This is a genomic window from Streptomyces sp. NPDC048172 (genome assembly GCF_043202595.1).
Classification (GTDB): domain Bacteria; phylum Actinomycetota; class Actinomycetes; order Streptomycetales; family Streptomycetaceae; genus Streptomyces.
The window spans coordinates 809,992-824,574 of record NZ_JBIDAT010000003.1 but is presented as its reverse complement, the minus strand read 5'-3'; the positions used below and the strand labels follow the sequence as shown (position 1 = coordinate 824,574).

General features: G+C 69.0%; 17 protein-coding genes and 2 pseudogenes. 11 read left to right on the top strand and 8 right to left on the bottom strand.

Annotated features, from left to right (window positions below):
• Positions 1–42: 42 nt before the first annotated feature.
• The 6 genes from ACGF3A_RS17175 (at position 43) to ACGF3A_RS17150 (ending at position 5,252) form a co-directional block, all read left to right on the top strand.
• Positions 43–432 (top strand): ArsR/SmtB family transcription factor, encoded by a 390-nt coding sequence (locus tag ACGF3A_RS17175; protein ID WP_393730736.1) that lies wholly within the window; start codon positions 43–45, stop codon positions 430–432.
• 191 nt (positions 433–623) lie between these two features.
• A complete protein-coding gene (locus ACGF3A_RS17170; protein ID WP_393730434.1) occupies positions 624–1,604 on the top strand; it encodes a PstS family phosphate ABC transporter substrate-binding protein in 981 nt (326 codons plus the stop codon).
• Entirely contained in the window at positions 1,601–2,557 is a 957-nt protein-coding gene (gene pstC / locus ACGF3A_RS17165; RefSeq protein WP_393730432.1) for a phosphate ABC transporter permease subunit PstC, read from the top strand. Before ACGF3A_RS17170 ends, pstC begins: the two co-directional genes overlap by 4 nt.
• Positions 2,557–3,462: a phosphate ABC transporter permease PstA gene (pstA, locus tag ACGF3A_RS17160; RefSeq protein ID WP_393730430.1), complete on the top strand. Its 906-nt coding sequence runs from the start codon at positions 2,557–2,559 to the stop codon at positions 3,460–3,462. The genes pstC and pstA overlap by 1 nt, the downstream gene beginning before the upstream one ends.
• Before the next feature lie 143 nt (positions 3,463–3,605).
• Positions 3,606–4,421 carry a phosphate ABC transporter ATP-binding protein PstB gene (gene pstB, locus ACGF3A_RS17155; RefSeq protein WP_393730734.1) on the top strand — a complete coding sequence of 272 codons (816 nt, stop codon included), beginning with the start codon at positions 3,606–3,608 and terminating at the stop codon, positions 4,419–4,421.
• A 69-nt stretch (positions 4,422–4,490) separates the two neighbouring features.
• On the top strand, positions 4,491–5,252 hold the full coding sequence (locus tag ACGF3A_RS17150; RefSeq protein ID WP_393730428.1) for a winged-helix domain-containing protein: 762 nt from the start codon (positions 4,491–4,493) through the stop codon (positions 5,250–5,252).
• Here ACGF3A_RS17150 and ACGF3A_RS17145 read toward each other — a convergent pair.
• The 3 genes from ACGF3A_RS17145 to ACGF3A_RS17135 are packed head-to-tail and all read right to left on the bottom strand — an operon-like array spanning position 5,249 to position 6,714.
• The gene (locus ACGF3A_RS17145) at positions 5,249–5,581 is read right to left on the bottom strand and encodes a YnfA family protein (protein ID WP_393730426.1); all 333 of its coding nucleotides are present in this window, start codon (positions 5,579–5,581) and stop codon (positions 5,249–5,251) included. The two genes, ACGF3A_RS17150 and ACGF3A_RS17145, sit on opposite strands and share 4 nt — an antisense overlap.
• Positions 5,582–5,639: 58 nt before the next feature.
• Positions 5,640–6,344: a MerR family transcriptional regulator gene (locus ACGF3A_RS17140; protein ID WP_393730732.1), complete on the bottom strand. Its 705-nt coding sequence runs from the start codon at positions 6,342–6,344 to the stop codon at positions 5,640–5,642.
• A 43-nt stretch (positions 6,345–6,387) separates the two neighbouring features.
• Positions 6,388–6,714: a glutaredoxin family protein gene (locus ACGF3A_RS17135; protein WP_393730424.1), complete on the bottom strand. Its 327-nt coding sequence runs from the start codon at positions 6,712–6,714 to the stop codon at positions 6,388–6,390.
• Positions 6,715–6,819: 105 nt separating this feature from the next.
• Between ACGF3A_RS17135 and ACGF3A_RS17130 the strand changes: the two genes are divergently transcribed.
• Both ACGF3A_RS17130 and arsM read left to right on the top strand, forming a co-directional pair.
• Entirely contained in the window at positions 6,820–7,260 is a 441-nt protein-coding gene (locus ACGF3A_RS17130) for an ArsR/SmtB family transcription factor (RefSeq protein WP_393730422.1), read from the top strand.
• Between the two features lie 35 nt (positions 7,261–7,295).
• Complete coding sequence (gene arsM / locus ACGF3A_RS17125) at positions 7,296–8,093, top strand: arsenite methyltransferase (RefSeq protein WP_393730420.1); 798 nt, start codon at positions 7,296–7,298, stop codon at positions 8,091–8,093.
• Positions 8,094–8,105: 12 nt separating this feature from the next.
• Here arsM and ACGF3A_RS17120 read toward each other — a convergent pair.
• Positions 8,106–8,622, bottom strand: a pseudogene (locus tag ACGF3A_RS17120) (NAD(P)/FAD-dependent oxidoreductase); the annotation flags it as partial.
• A 288-nt stretch (positions 8,623–8,910) separates the two neighbouring features.
• Here ACGF3A_RS17120 and ACGF3A_RS17115 point away from each other — a divergent pair.
• Positions 8,911–9,387 carry a hypothetical protein gene (locus ACGF3A_RS17115; RefSeq protein ID WP_393730418.1) on the top strand — a complete coding sequence of 159 codons (477 nt, stop codon included), beginning with the start codon at positions 8,911–8,913 and terminating at the stop codon, positions 9,385–9,387.
• 425 nt (positions 9,388–9,812) lie between these two features.
• On the opposite strand, the gene ACGF3A_RS17110 is transcribed toward ACGF3A_RS17115, so the two are convergent.
• The 4 genes and pseudogenes from ACGF3A_RS17110 to ACGF3A_RS17095 all read right to left on the bottom strand — a co-directional run bounded on the left by ACGF3A_RS17110 (position 9,813) and on the right by ACGF3A_RS17095 (position 13,010).
• Positions 9,813–10,661, bottom strand: a complete 849-nt coding sequence (locus ACGF3A_RS17110; protein WP_393730416.1) for an SDR family NAD(P)-dependent oxidoreductase — start codon at positions 10,659–10,661, stop codon at positions 9,813–9,815.
• The gene (locus ACGF3A_RS17105) at positions 10,658–11,974 is read right to left on the bottom strand and encodes an aminotransferase class I/II-fold pyridoxal phosphate-dependent enzyme (RefSeq protein ID WP_393730414.1); all 1,317 of its coding nucleotides are present in this window, start codon (positions 11,972–11,974) and stop codon (positions 10,658–10,660) included. Before ACGF3A_RS17105 ends, ACGF3A_RS17110 begins: the two co-directional genes overlap by 4 nt.
• 360 nt (positions 11,975–12,334) lie before the next feature.
• Positions 12,335–12,565: pseudogene (locus ACGF3A_RS17100) on the bottom strand (thioredoxin-disulfide reductase); the annotation flags it as partial.
• A 22-nt stretch (positions 12,566–12,587) separates the two neighbouring features.
• A complete protein-coding gene (locus tag ACGF3A_RS17095; RefSeq protein ID WP_393730413.1) occupies positions 12,588–13,010 on the bottom strand; it encodes an arsenate reductase ArsC in 423 nt (140 codons plus the stop codon).
• 85 nt (positions 13,011–13,095) lie between these two features.
• On the opposite strand from ACGF3A_RS17095, the gene ACGF3A_RS17090 reads away from it, so the two are divergent.
• On the top strand, positions 13,096–13,431 hold the full coding sequence (locus ACGF3A_RS17090; RefSeq protein ID WP_393730730.1) for an ArsR/SmtB family transcription factor: 336 nt from the start codon (positions 13,096–13,098) through the stop codon (positions 13,429–13,431).
• Positions 13,432–13,505: 74 nt separating this feature from the next.
• Positions 13,506–14,579 carry an ACR3 family arsenite efflux transporter gene (gene arsB, locus ACGF3A_RS17085; protein ID WP_393730728.1) on the top strand — a complete coding sequence of 358 codons (1,074 nt, stop codon included), beginning with the start codon at positions 13,506–13,508 and terminating at the stop codon, positions 14,577–14,579.
• Positions 14,580–14,583 lie beyond the last annotated feature (4 nt).

The following is a 14,583-nucleotide window of genomic DNA, read 5'->3' as shown; positions in this document are numbered from 1 at the left end:
AAGCTGTCGACACAACTTCCGTCGTATGTTGCATAGATGGGCATCTCTGCAAGCACCACAGAAGCTCGACGGGGGCCGGGGGGACCGGAGGCGGGTGCTTCCGGAGAGTGCGAGCCCACGCTTGCCTGCTCGCTGCTGGAGCGGGGGAAGGCGGAGCGGCTGGCGGGGATGCTCAAGGCCATCGCCGACCCCACGCGGCTCCAGTTGCTGCACCTGATTCAGTCCGCGCCGGGCGGGGAGGCGTGCGTGTGCGACCTGACCGCGTGCCTGGGGCTGCGGCAGCCGACCGTGAGCCATCACCTGAAGCTGATGACGGATGCCGGGCTGCTGACCCGGGAGCGGCGCGCGACCTGGGTCTGGTACGCGGTCGACCCCGAGGGTCTGGCGGCGCTGAGGAACATCCTCCCGGCCCCGGCGGTCACTTCCGTCTGAGTTCGCCACTCCCGCATCGCCATAGATCACCGTCAATATAGACGGGCATCTATCTTCTGCTTTGCGACGCCTGCCGTACACGCTGCGTTCACATAGTCAAGTTTCGATCCAGGGTATCCGAGGGGCTCGCCCCCAACGGGCCCTATGTGAGCCGGAGTTGGCGACCGGCCTGAGCGCAGGGGTCGAGACACATGAACGGTTTTCGTAGGTCTGGTTCAAGAAGGTCTGCGGGCCCGGCGGCGCTGGTCTTCGCGGGGGCGCTCGCGCTGAGCGCCTGCGGGGGTGGCGACGCGGGCGGGGGTTCCGGGGACGGCGAGGAGCTGTCCGGCAAGGTCAAGATCGACGGCTCCAGCACGGTGGCTCCGCTGTCGACCGCGGCGGCCGAGTTCTACGCCGAGGAGCAGCCCAAGGTACGTGTCACCGTGGGGACGTCGGGCACGGGCGGAGGCTTCGAGAAGTTCTGCGCGGGCGAGACGGATGTCTCGGATGCCTCGCGGCCCATCGAGGACGACGAGAAGAAGCTGTGCGAGAAGAAGGGCATCAAGTACGAGGAGCTGTCGGTCGCCAATGACGCGCTGACCATAGTCGTCAACAAGGACGCCAAGTGGGTGGAGTGCCTGACCACCGCGCAGTTGAAGAAGATCTGGCAGCCCGGCTCGAAGGTGAAGAGCTGGAAGCAGATCGACCCGAAGTTCCCCGATGAGCCGCTGAAACTGTTCGGCGCGGGGACGGACTCCGGCACCTTCGACTACTTCACCGAGGCCATCAACGGTGAGGAGGGCGCCTCCCGTACGGACTACAGCCCCACCGAGGACGACAACGTCACCGTGCAGGGCGTGGCCGGCTCGAAGGGCGGGCTCGGCTATTTCGGCTTCTCCTACTTCGAGGAGAACCGTAAGGACCTCAAGGCGCTGAAGGTCGACGGCGGCGAGGGGTGCGTGGCCCCGAGCGTGGAGACCACGCAGGACGGGACGTACAAGCCGTTGTCGCGGCCGTTGTTCATCTATCCCACGGCCAAGGCGCTCCAGCGGCCCGAGGTCGAGGGCTTCGTGGAGTTCTACGTCGACAACCACGCCCGGATCGCCAAGGACGCCCGCTTCGTGCCGCTGAACGGCGAGCAGGACAAGGAGCTGGCGGCGGATCTGAAGAAGCTCAAGGAGCGGGCGGAGTGAGCCGCCTCGTGCCACCGCCGGTGCCCGAGTCTCCGGACGCGGTGTTCCGGTCGCTGCGCAAAGGCCGCCCGCGCTACGGCGAGCTGGTCATCCAGGGGCTGCTGCTGGCGGCGGCGCTGGTGTCGGTCGGCACCACGGTGGGGATCGTGCTGGCGCTGATCCCGCCGACCGCCGAGTTCTTCGAGCGCGTGGACGTCGGGGAGTTCTTCACCGGCACCGAGTGGACCGCGCTGTTCTCCGACCCGTCCTACGGGGTGCTCCCGCTGCTGACCGCGACCGTGCTGATCACCGGGATCGCGCTGCTGGTCGCCATCCCGGTCGGACTGGGCGCCGCCATCTATCTGAGTGAGTACGCGGCGCCGCGCGTGCGGAAGGTCCTCAAGCCGGTGCTGGAGGTCCTGGCCGGTATCCCCACGGTGGTCTACGGCTTCTTCGCGTTCGCCTTCATCACCCCGCTCCTCCAGGACATCTGGCCAGGCAGCGCGGGTCCGGAGGTGAAGAACGCGCTGGCGGCGGGGCTGGTGATGGGCGTGATGATCGTGCCGACGATCGCCTCGCTCTCGGAGGACGCGATGTCGGCGGTGCCGCAGTCGCTGCGCGACGGCGCGTTCGCGCTGGGCTCGGGCAAGCGGCAGGTCGCGGTACGGGTGGTGATGCCCGCCGCGCTGTCGGGGATCATCGCCGCGTTCGTGCTGGGCGTCTCCCGCGCGGTCGGTGAGACCATGATCGTGCTGATCGCCTCCGGCGCCCGCCCGGACTTCACGCTCGACCCGCTGCGCGAGATGCAGACCATGACGGCCTTCATCGCGCAGGCCGCGTCCGGGGACGTGTCCACGGCCTCGTTCGAGTACAAGACCATCTTCGCGGTGGGCGCGCTGCTGTTCGTCCTCACCTTCGTGATGAACGCGATCAGCATCCGCCTGGTGCGCAAGTACCGGGAGGTGTACGAGTGATGAGCGCCCCGCCCGTCACCGAACCCCGCCCCCAGGAGGGCCGCGCCACGCTGGCCGGGCCCCGGTTCCGGCCCGGGGAGACCGCGTTCCGCTGGCTGCTGCTGGCCTGCCTCGTTGTCGCGGTCGTCTTCCTGCTCGTGCTGCTCGGCTACATCCTGATCGAGGCGTGGCCGAGGCTGGATTCCCGGCTGTGGAACAACTTCCCCTCCATCCGCCGCCCCGAGGCCGCCGGAGCGCAGTCCGCGATCCTGGGCACGGTGTGGGTGATCGCGTTCACCGCGCTGTTCTGCCTGCCCACCGGGATCATGGCGGCGATCTATCTGGAGGAGTACGCCGATCCGCAGCGCTGGTACAACCGGCTGATCGAGCTGAACATCCAGAACCTGGCCGCCGTCCCCTCCATCATCTACGGCATCCTCGGACTCGGCCTGCTGGCCCGCCAGTTCGCGCTCGGCACCACCGTGCTGACCGCCGCGCTCACCCTCTCCCTCCTCGTCCTCCCGGTCGTGATCATCTCCGCGCGGGAGGCGATCCGGGCGGTGCCGCAGTCGATCCGGGAGGCATCCCTGGCGCTGGGCGCCACGCGGTGGCAGACCATCAGCCGCCAGGTGCTCCCGGCCGCCGTGCCCGGCATCGCCACCGGTTCGATCCTCGCCCTCTCCCGCGCCATCGGCGAGGCCGCGCCGGTCATCATGCTCGGCGCCATCACCTACGTCGCCTTCAACCCCGAGGGCCTCCAGAGCGCCTACACGGTGCTCCCGGTGCAGATCTACAACTGGATCGCCCAGTCCCGTGCCGAGTTCCACCACCTGGCCGCCGCCGCGATCGTCGTCCTGCTGGTCATCCTGCTGGCGATGAACGCCGCAGCGATCTGGCTTCGCAACCGCTACAGCAAGCGCTGGTGATCCCCATGACAGACCTACGCGCCGACGGCCCCACCCCGTACGCGGCCGGGACCGGCCGCCCCGAGCCCCCCGTCCCCGAGGACGGCCCTCCCGAGCCCTCGCCGGACAAGCACGTCGAGGACTTCTCCGCGCTGGCCGTACGGATGCACAAGCGGCACCCCGAACGGCCTGCGCCCTCCCTGGACGACCCGGTCTTCCACCTCTCCGACCTGGACGTGTGGTACGCCGACCACCAGGCCGTCCGCGAGGTGACCATGACCATCGGCAGGCGCCAGATCACCGCGATGATCGGCCCCTCCGGCTGCGGCAAATCCACCGTCATCCGCTGCCTGAACCGTATGAACGATCTCATCCCCACCGCCCGCGTGGTCGGCAAGGTCGCCTACCACGGCGAGGACCTCTACGACCCGGAGATCGACCCCATCGAGGTCCGCCGGCGCATCGGCATGGTCTTCCAGAAGCCCAACCCGTTCCCCAAGTCCGTCTACGACAACATCGCCTACGGCCCCCGCGTCAACGGCGTGAAGGGCAAGCTCGACGACCTGGTCGAAGAGGCCCTGATCAAGGCGGCCCTGTGGGACGAGGTCAAGAGCAAGCTCAAGTCCAGCGCCCTGGCCCTTTCCGGCGGCCAGCAGCAGCGGCTGTGCATCGCCCGCACCATCGCGGTACGGCCCGAAGTGATCCTCATGGACGAGCCCTGCTCGGCCCTCGACCCGATCGCCACCGCGCGCATCGAGGACCTGATGGCCGATCTGGCGCGGGACTTCACCATCGTCATCGTCACCCACAACATGCAGCAGGCCGCACGGATCTCGGACTACACCGCCTTCTTCACCGCCGATGTCGACGACGCGGGCGTACGCCATGGGCGGCTGGTGGAGTACGACACCACCGAGAAGATCTTCGAGAACCCCGCCGACCAGCGCACCGAGGACTACATCACCGGCCGCTTCGGCTGAGCCCTCCTGCCCGCTCCCGCCCCTACCGCGCCGGGAGCGCCTGACCACAACCGCACAGGGAGGACCAGGGTGACACCCACCGCCATGCCCTACCCGGTCCGCCGGACCCGGACCACGCCCCGGGCCTCCCTGCCCGCGCTGCCCACCCTCCTGATCGCCGAAGCCGACGAGGGGATCGCCCAGGAAGTGACCGCGGACCTCGCCGCACGCGGCGTCGAAGTCCTCGGCTGCCGCGACGGCGCCGAAGTCCTGCTGCTGGCCGGGCTGTACCAGCCCTCCATGGTGCTGCTCGGCGCCCCGCTGCCGCGCGTGGACGCCACCACGGTGACGGCCCTGCTGGGCAAGCACGTCCCCTCCCCGGTCGTGGTGGGAACCGGCCAGCAGCACCCGGACGAAGCCGTCGCCGCCCTGGCCGCCGGAGCCCTCGCCCTGGTCGCCCGCCCCTACCGCGTCACCGAACTCCTGCCGCTGCTCCAGCCCTACGGCGCCGACGACACCCCCTCCCTGGCCGTCGGCGACATCGAACTCGACCTCGTCGGCCTGCACACCTACGTACAGGGCCAGCCGCTCCGCCTCCCGCTGCGCGAGTTCCAGCTCCTGCACTACCTGATGCGCCACCCCAACCAGGTCGTCTCCCGGCACCAGATCCTCCGCGAGCTGTGGGGCACCGACGTCACCGACACCAACACCCTCACCGTCCACATCAAACGCCTCCGCACCAAGCTCGCCTCGGTCCCGGGCAGTTGCTGCACCATCGACACCATCCGCGGCGTCGGCTACCGCTTGGAATGTCCAGTCGAGGCGAGGGGGCGAGCGCGCAGCGGTCGCTAGCCTCGGGGCGCGTACATGATCACGCCCATTCCGGCGAGGCAGACCAGCGCGCCGATCACGTCGAAGCGGTCGGGGCGGTAGCCGTCGGCGACCATCCCCCAGGCGATGGATCCCGCGACGAAGATCCCGCCGTAGGCGGCGAGGATACGGCCGAAGTTGTCGTCGCTCTGAAAGGTGGCGAACACGCCGTACAGACCCAGCGCGACGACCCCGGCGCCGATCCACAGCCAGCCCCTGTGCTCGCGCAAGCCCTGCCACATCAGCCAGGCTCCGCCGATCTCGAAGACGGCGGCAACGGCGAACAGAGCCAGGGAACGGGCGACGAGCACAGAAGATCCTTCGGTTGGGCTGGTGCGAGAGGTACGAAGTACGGGGCGCGCCGAGCGGTCAGGCAGCCGGGCCGAACAGTTCGGCGAGCAGGTCGGCGCTCTCGGCCGGTGCGCGGACGTCGAGGTGGAGGCGCGGCCCGTCGAAGTGGAGGCGGAAGTCGAAGAAGGGGCAGCAGCGCTGTTCGGCGGAGGCCAGCGCCGCGATCGCCTGGGCGCGGTCGGCGGGGAGCGTGAGCCGGACGCCGTCCGGGGCCGGAGTGCGCAGGGCTCCGTGGATGGCCTCGCGCCACTGCACGGTGCGCTCGCGCAGCCCGTCTCCGTTCAGCGAGCAGGCGACGGGCTCGGACCGCCACCGCTCGTCGCGCTCCGCGAGGAAGTCGCAGTCCGGATCGCAGGGGCCGGTGCGATCCGGCAGCGCGTCCAGGTGCTCCATGGCAGCGTGCAGCGTAGCGGTGAGGCCGCTCAGCTCGGCGGTCCTGCGCCGGGCCTCCTCCAGCCGGGCGGCGATACGGGGCCGCAGGTCGGCCTTGACGTCCGCGCAGGCGCCCGCCGCCCACACGCCGAGCAGCTCGCCGATCTCTTCCAGCGGCAGCCCGAGGTGCTTGGCGGCCCCGATGAAGGCCAGCCGGTCCAGCGCGCTCTCGTCATACGTCCGGTAGCCCGCCGGTGTCCGTCCGGAGGGCAGCAGCCCTGCGGATTCGTAGAACCGCAGAGTGGTAGCCGGAACGCCGGAGCGCTCGGCGAGCTGAGAAATCCGCATCATCGTGGCCACACCGCGACCGTAAACCTTCGACTCGACTCGAAGGTCAAGGGCGACCTCGTACGGCGGATGCCGCGAGGGCTTCCTTCAGTTGGCCGACGCTCGGGGCTCCGGCCAGTCCGCCCTCGGGAGTGCCGTAGACCCGGCAGGCCAGTCCTGCGGGGCGGCCTTCGTCAGCGAACGGATCGTGACCGTCGATCAAAACGGTCGGGGACCCGGTGAAGCCGACCCGCTCCGCCTCGTTCTGATCGGTGACCACCCGGGTGGTGAAGGCGACGTCCCGCAGGCCGGCAGCGTCCAGCGCCTGCCGCAGACGGGCACGGAAGAGCTTCTCGTTCGGGCAGTCCGGCACGGTCCAGATCTCGATGCTCATGCCCCCAGCATCGCGCTCACACCTGCCGGGAGCAGCGAGCGTCGTAGGCGTTCTACGGTGGCGCGACCTCTCCACGGTTACACGAGTTCGTGTAACCGTGGATTCATGGACGCAGCTCACGAGCAGACCGGCGCGGTGACCAAGGCTTCCGAGTCGTGCTGTGCCCCGGCCGTATCGCCGACCGGTGCGGCGGGCAAACCGCCGCTTGCGGAGCGGGAGTTGCTGACGCACGTGCAGACGGGCCGGCTCGTGGCGCTGTTCAAGACGCTGGGCAACGACACCCGGCTGCGGCTGCTGCACGCACTGCATCGGGGCGGAAAGGTGGCGGTGGGCGAGCTGGCCGTGCAGGTGGGCATGCGCCCGCAGGCCGTGTCCAACCAGTTGCAGCGACTGGCCGACAGGGGCATCGTCACCGCGCGCCGGGACGGAAACCGCATCCTCTACTCGCTGGCCGACCCGTGCGTGCCCGCCGTACTCGACCTGGCGCTGTGCCTGACCGAGGAGACGGACACGAAGGGGCCCGGCGGCCCTACCGACCTCCCCTGATCCACGCCCGCCACCCGCTCGAAGGAGACCGCATCATGACCACTCCCGAACACGACGAGTTACGTGACCAGGTCCGCGAGCGCTACGCGTCCGCCGCCCGTACGGTCACCTCCGGTACGGGCGCCGCGTGCTGTGGGGCCAGCGCCGCAGAGGGCTGCTGTTCTGAACCCACAGTCCTGGACGAGAGTTTCGGTGCCGCCCGCTACTCCGCCGAGGAGCGCGGCGAGTTGCCGTACGCCGCCGTCGCCGCCAGCCTCGGCTGCGGCAACCCGCTCGCCGTCGCCGAACTCCGCGAGGGCGAGACCGTCCTGGACCTCGGCTCGGGCGGCGGCATCGACGTCATCCTCTCCGCCCGCCGCACCGGACCCACCGGCATCGCCTACGGCCTGGATATGACGGACGAAATGCTCGCCCTCGCCCGTATGAACGCCGAGGCGGCGGGCGCCGCCAACGCGCGCTTCCTCAAGGGCGGCATCGAGGCCGTTCCGCTGCCCGACGCGCACGTGGACGTCGTCATCTCCAACTGCGTGATCAACCTGTCCACCGACAAGCCCGCCGTCTTCGCCGAGATCCACCGCGTGCTGCGCCCCGGCGGCCGTACCGGCATCAGCGACGTGGTCGCCGAGGACCGCCTCTCCCCCGCCGACCGCGCCACACGCGGCGACCACGCGGGCTGCATCGCGGGGGCGCTGAGCTTCGCCGAGTACCGCGAACTCCTGACCACCGCGGGCTTCACGGACGTACGCGTGGAATCCACGCACCAAGTCGCCGACGGGATGCACGGCGCAGTCGTACGCGCCGTCAAACCCGCCGACCGACCCGCAGCGCACTGACAGGCTGGCCGCCTACACGGCGGCGGCATCCTTTTCCAGCCCGGGGGTCGTCTCGCTGTCGGCCAGGGCAGCGAGATAGCGCTCGGCGTCCAACGCGGCGGAGCAGCCGGTTCCCAGCGGCGGTGATGGCCTGGCGGTAGGTGTGATCGACGACGTCGCCCGCCGCGAAGACGCCCGGGATGTTGGTGCGGGTCGAGGGCGCGTCCACCTTCAGGTAACCCTCCTCGTCCAGGTCGAGCGCCCCCTTGAACAGCTCGGTGCGCGGGTCGTGCCCGATCGCGATGAACAGGCCCGTCACGTCCAGGTCGCAGGTGGCGCCGGTGAAGGTGTCGCGCAGGACGAGGCCCGCGAGCATGCCGGCCTTCTCCTTGATCTCGGCGATCTCGCTGTCGAGGCGACGAATTCTTGTCCTCGGCGAAGGCCCGGTTCTGCTTGACCTTCGAGGACCGCAAGGTCGAGCGGCTGCGGACGACGGTGACGGAGCGGGCGACGCGGGCGAAGCCGTTGCCCTATCCATGGCGATGTCGCCGGGCTCGGCGGGTGGCTGGAGGAGCGGGGACATGCCGGGGCACGGACTCGTGCTCGGGCGGGCTTCTGGCCCCGTGCACGCCCTGGTGGTGCGCTCGCTCATGCGGGCGGCAAACGCCCAGCACACGTTAGCCAACGGGCTGAGCAGGCAAGTTGTCCTGACGGTAGCTTCTTCCAGGCTTGGCCCGCTGACGTCGCGAGTCGCTGTGTGACATCCGGGTTGTTCGCGCCGGTACGAGGGCGTGGCGCCAAGCCGCATCGCAGAGAAAGGCACGCCTGGGTGAAATCGTTGAATGCCCAATCGATCGCGCTGACCACCGTTGCGGTGACGGCCGCGCTGTCCCTGACCACTGCGGCACCCGCCACCGCCACGACCGCGACGACCCCATCCGCGCACCCCAACTGCTACATCAACGCCCCGGGGTCACTCTGGATTCACGCCTGCATCCAGAACAACACCGACAAGCCCCTCACCAAGATCAATGAGGGCCTCGACCACGGCACCTGGCACACCAAGGCCCCCCGCGAGATCCAGCCGAAAGCCGAGGGAAGGTTCGCCTCGACGTCCAACGGCGTCATGACCGGCACCAAGGGCTGGGTCACCTATAACGTCGACGGTCAGGACTACACCTTCTGGTGGTCCAACCCCTTCATCGGGTCCAGCAGCGAGGGCGTCGACTGCCACGGCGAGTGCAGGACACGCGTCCACAAGGACCGCGACGAGCAGACACGCGGGAACACCGAGTTGCGCTGGACGATCGGGTAAGTTCCCGTGATCCCCACCAGCCGTCTGTGGGCCGTCCTGTCGGCGGAATGCCCCTGAAGGCCGATCGGTGAACCGCCGCTGACCGCCTGCCCATGCGGGCCGGTCAGCGGCCCCGCGGCGCTCGTACTCATCCCGCACTCCGCTGCTGCCGCGCCGTCCCCGCCGAATACGGCGCCACCCGTCAACACCACAGCGGCAACATTTCCCTCACCGAGGATGTGAGCATGGCGACCATGCTCTGCGGCCGCAATACACCGTGACCACCACGGACGTGAGAGACCTGGCGGCACAGGCCGCCGGGATGGACCTTAGCCGCCCGAACTGGTTCTACTGCGCGATGATGCAAGAGATGCGACGCGTTAAGGAGCGCGCCGATCTGTCCAGCGTGGCGCATCTGGTGCTCACTATTGCCCGCATGGCGAGGGTCATTGTGATCTGTCAGGCTCCTTCCATTTCATGCCCAGTGCCGAGGTGAGCGAGGGTTGCTGGAAGTAGACGCGCATGACGGCGTCCCATGCGCGTGCTCCCAGGATCCGACGGGTGTGAATCATCAGCCGCGTGTAGTTCCCGAGGACATGGCGAGGGCGGGAACGACCGAGAGCTGCCTTGCAGACAGCTGTGGCTCCCTGCTCGATGGAGGAGACTGCCCAGTCGTTGCGGGATGCGATTTTGCGGTGGAAGGTCTTCATCATCTCTTGGTACGGGGCTGCTGATTCGTGGGATGAATGGGCGAAGAATTCGGAGGCGAACCAGGCGCATTCCACGAGCGTGACGGAGATGCCGTGTGCCGAGACCTCGGTGCGGAGTGTGTCCGAGAGCGCTTCGAGAGCGTGTTTCGAGGCCGTGTACCAGCCACCGCCGGGATAGGTGATACGCCCGGAGACCGAGGAGACGTTGACGATGCGCCCGGACCCGGCGCGACGCATCCCCGGTAGCACCAGCTGGATCAGAGCCGTCGCGGCGAACACGTTGGTGGAGAACAGGTCGGTGCCGTCGACGGCCTCGACGGGGCCGAAGCGGCCGATCCCGGCATTGTTGACCAGAATGTCGACCTGGCCGTGACACTCCTCGATCCGGCGCACCACCGCACGCCGCTGCGCGTCGTCGGTGACATCCAGCCGCATCGTGACGCACCCGGCCTCGCGCAGGGACGCCAGCTGCTCGGTGTCGCGTGCCGTGGCGTAGACGGTCAGGCCGGGCAGGCGCGCCAGACGGCGGCAGACCGCCTCGCCCAGGCCCCGCGAGCACCCGGTGACCAGCACAGCCCGGGTCATACCGCCGCGCCCTTGAGCCGGCCGACCAGTGACTCGGCCCGGGTCAGGCTCTCATCCAGCACGGCAGCCGCGGTGTCGAGTTCACCCAGCGGGTGATCAGCCATCAACTGCATCCGGAAGCGGGCCGTGCCGCGCGCCACGGCGGGATACTCGGCCAGGGCGAGGACCAGGCCCTGGGCTTCGGCCAGTCGGCAGGCCAGATAGCCCACCTCCTGGCTACCGGCGTCCACCGGCACGATGGCCGACGGCACACCCCGCACCGTCCGACCGCGTCCGGACAGCGCCCCGCGCAGCCGCTCGGACGCACGCGCGAGATCGGCGCGGCGCCGGTCCCCGTCGGGCGAGCCGATGATCCGAGCGCACTGAAGCGCCGCGGCTGCCTGCAGCGGGGACAGCGCCGAGGAGAAGACATGGGAGCTGGTGAACACGCGCAGGTACTGGGCCACCGCCCGGGAACGGGTGGCGACGAAGCCGCCGTTGGTGGCGAAGCACTTGCTGAAGGACCCCATGACCAGGTCGAGTCGGCCGTGCATCTGCTGCAGGCCCGCCTGCCCGGTGCCGCCAGGGCCGAGCGCTCCCAGGTCATGCGCCACGTCGACGAGCAGCGTGGCCCCGTACTCGTGGCACAGCTCCTGGAGCTCGGCGAGCTGCGGCGCGTCCGCGTCCATGGAGAACAGGCCCTCGGTCACGACGAGAACAGCGTTGCTGGTGTCCTGCGCCCGGATCTGGGCCAGTTGCTCCCGCACGGCCCCGTTGTCCAGGTGGGCGGCCAGCGACACCTGGGGGGTGGCCGCGCGGGCGCCCGTGTTCAGGCACGAGTGGGCCCGCTCGTCCAGGACGATATGGTCGTGCGGGCGCACGAGACCGGCGATGGCCCCGAAGCCCGCACCCCAGCCCGTCGGGTAGAGCACGACATGCTCCATCCCCGTCAATTCGGCCAGGGCCGCCTCAAGCTCGGCGGACTGCGGGGTGACCCCCGCCAGCATGGGAGAACTCCCGGAGTGAGGGCCGTAGCGATGCAGCGCGTCCTGCACGGCCTCGCGCACCGACGCCTCCCGTGAGAGGCCGAGATAGTCCTGCATCGAGAAGGCGGTGCCGTGCCACGTCCGACCCTGCAGGCTGCTCACTTCAGCCTGCGGGCTGACCTCCCCATGGACGACCCGCCTCAGCGGCAGGACATCATGCGAGAGGCGCGGCTCCCACACTTCCTCACTGAACTTGTGTGTGCGATCAAGCAGCGAAGGACCACGAACCTTCAGGAAAGGATTCGTGCTTGCCTGCAGAACCGCCAATGGCGGCATTTCCTCACGCATGAAAGTGATCTCGTTTCGCCGGAGAACGGGGGCGCATTACGAACCGACAGCAAATCAGGATGCACTCCCACCATTGGCAGAACCCGTAAGGCGCGTCGCCAGCCCTTCACTCGATGCGCCGCATCCTTGGCGACGGTCAACATGAAGAGGTGCGTCAATTGGCGGACTCTTACAAAAGACCCATCCCATAAAACAGGCCGATACTGAATCGTGTCACGCCAGGGCCGCACAGGCCGAGAGACGGCCCACTTTCCGAACGTGGCCGTCCGGAGCGCCCGAATCTACCCGCGAGGTAACCATGCGGGGAAGCACGCGAGTTGGGCTCGACAGTTGTGACTTTTCAAGGCCGCGAAACGCAGAATCGTCGGCCGTCTCGGCACCGAATCGCTCGGCCCGGGGCCCGCATATTCTCCATCAGGTCCGGGCCGTCGACGCCCTTGGGCAACCCGGGGAAGTTCTCCACCTCAGTCGGAGTGGTCATCGAACCCCCGACGAAGACGGCGCCGCCGAACGGCAGCGGCCGGAGCCGGGTGCGGGGACCGCGTAGCGCGCGGCGATGGGACCGGTTGGACCGGAACCGATGATGATCACGCCTCGGACATCGGTGCCCCGGTCACTCCGCGCCCCCCTGGCCTTCCGGGGTGATCTCGGCGATCAACGTCTCGATACGGGCCTTGATCTCGTCCCGGATGGGCCGTACGGCCGCCACGCCCTGCCCGGCTGGGTCCTCCAGCTTCCAGTCGAGGTAGCGCTTACCGGGGAAGACCGGGCAGGCGTCGCCGCAGCCCATGGTCACGCACACGTCCGACGCCTGGACCGCGTCCACGGTCAGCACCTTGGGTGTCTCGGCGGCGATGTCGATGCCGACCTCGCGCATGGCCTCGACCACGGCCGGGTTCACCGCATCGGCGGGGGCCGAGCCCGCCGAGCGGACCTCGATCCGGTCCCCCGCGAGGTGGGCGAGCCAGGCGGCGGCCATCTGGGAGCGGCCCGCGTTGTGCACGCAGACGAAGAGGACGGAGGGCTTCTCGGACACGGCGATCTCGCTTCTCTCGGACCCCGGACGAATCAGCGGGGACTGGCGTCACTGACAACTGATGTGACAGTATCAGCGCATGATGATGTCAGCCAAGAGTGAAGTGACCCCGGTGCCGGAGGGTGCCGAGCTGATCCGGGTGATCGCGGACCCGTTGCGGTACGAGATCGTCACGCTGCTCGCCCGCGAGACCCTGTGCACCACGCACCTGGTCGAGCAGACGGGCGCGCGGCAGACGAACCTGTCCAATCATCTGCGGGTGCTGCGCGAGGCGGGCGTCGTCGAGACCGAGCCATGCGGCCGGTTCACGTATTACAAGCTGCGCCCCGAGGTGCTCACCTCGCTCGCCGGGGCCTTCACCGAGCTGGCCGAGACCGCCCGTACGACGATCGCCACCGACCGGAAGAGGCCCTGCCCGTGAGCAAGACGGAACCCACCACCGAGAGCACAGCCGCCCCCGGTGAACCGGCAGCCGGGCCCGGCGAGGGGTCCGGCATCGTCAAGCAGCTCTCCACCCTGGACCGCTACCTCGCGGTGTGGATCCTGGCGGCCATGGCCGTCGGGCTCGGGCTCGGGCGTGCGATTCCCGGGCTGAACGATGTACTGAGCAAAGTCGAGGTCGGCGGGGTCTCGCTGCCGATCGCGCTGGGCCTGCTGATCATGATGTACCCGGTGCTGGCCAAGGTCCGCTACAACAAGCTCGACACGGTCACGGGCGACCGGAAGCTGATGGCCTCCTCGCTGGTCATCAACTGGGTCCTGGGCCCGGCCGTGATGTTCGCACTGGCCTGGATCTTCCTGCCCGACCTGCCCGAGTACCGCACCGGCCTCATCATCGTCGGGCTCGCCCGCTGCATCGCGATGGTCATCATCTGGAACGACCTGGCCTGCGGCGACCGCGAGGCCGCCGCCGTCCTCGTGGCTCTGAACTCCGTCTTCCAGGTGATCGCCTTCGGCCTCCTCGGCTGGTTCTACCTCGACCTGCTGCCCGGCTGGCTGGGCCTCGGCGAGGGGCAGCACCTGGACATCTCGATGTGGAAGATCGCGCTCAACGTCGTCATCTTCCTCGGCATCCCCCTGCTGGCCGGGTACCTCACGCGCCGCCTCGGCGAGAAGAAGATGGGCACAGAGGCGTACGAGAACCGCTTCCTCCCGAAGATCGGCCCGTGGGCCCTGTATGGGCTGCTGTTCACGATCGTGATCCTTTTCGCCCTGCAGGGGAAGACGATCACCTCGCAGCCCCTGGACGTCGCCCGTATCGCGCTTCCGCTGCTGGTCTACTTCGCCGTGATGTGGTTCGGCACCTTCGCCCTCGGCAAGGCGATCGGCCTCGCGTACGACCGTACGGCCACCCTCGCGTTCACGGCAGCGGGCAACAACTTCGAGCTGGCCATCGCCGTCGCCATCGCCACCTTCGGGGTGACGAGCGGCCAGGCCCTCTCCGGTGTCGTCGGCCCCCTGATCGAGGTCCCCGTCCTCATCGCCCTCGTCTACGTCTCACTGGCCTGGCGCCGCAAGTTCAGCGACCAAACCCTGAACACCGCCGAACCGCGACCGCAGGAAGGCTGAGCGT

What these genes read in the sequence shown, in the direction of transcription:
- ACGF3A_RS17170 (WP_393730434.1), top strand. Translation starts at nt 624, where the DNA reads ATGAACGGTTTTCGTAGGTCTGGTTCAAGAAGGTCTGCGGGCCCGGCG.
- pstA (WP_393730430.1), top strand. Translation starts at nt 2,557, where the DNA reads ATGAGCGCCCCGCCCGTCACCGAACCCCGCCCCCAGGAGGGCCGCGCC.
- pstB (WP_393730734.1), top strand. Translation starts at nt 3,606, where the DNA reads ATGCACAAGCGGCACCCCGAACGGCCTGCGCCCTCCCTGGACGACCCG.
- ACGF3A_RS17140 (WP_393730732.1), bottom strand. Translation starts at nt 6,344, where the DNA reads ATGATGCGGATTTCTCAGCTCGCCGAGCGCTCCGGCGTTCCGGCTACC.
- ACGF3A_RS17135 (WP_393730424.1), bottom strand. Translation starts at nt 6,714, where the DNA reads ATGAGCATCGAGATCTGGACCGTGCCGGACTGCCCGAACGAGAAGCTC.
- ACGF3A_RS17130 (WP_393730422.1), top strand. Translation starts at nt 6,820, where the DNA reads ATGGACGCAGCTCACGAGCAGACCGGCGCGGTGACCAAGGCTTCCGAG.
- arsM (WP_393730420.1), top strand. Translation starts at nt 7,296, where the DNA reads ATGACCACTCCCGAACACGACGAGTTACGTGACCAGGTCCGCGAGCGC.
- ACGF3A_RS17110 (WP_393730416.1), bottom strand. Translation starts at nt 10,661, where the DNA reads ATGACCCGGGCTGTGCTGGTCACCGGGTGCTCGCGGGGCCTGGGCGAG.
- ACGF3A_RS17105 (WP_393730414.1), bottom strand. Translation starts at nt 11,974, where the DNA reads ATGCGTGAGGAAATGCCGCCATTGGCGGTTCTGCAGGCAAGCACGAAT.
- ACGF3A_RS17090 (WP_393730730.1), top strand. Translation starts at nt 13,096, where the DNA reads ATGTCAGCCAAGAGTGAAGTGACCCCGGTGCCGGAGGGTGCCGAGCTG.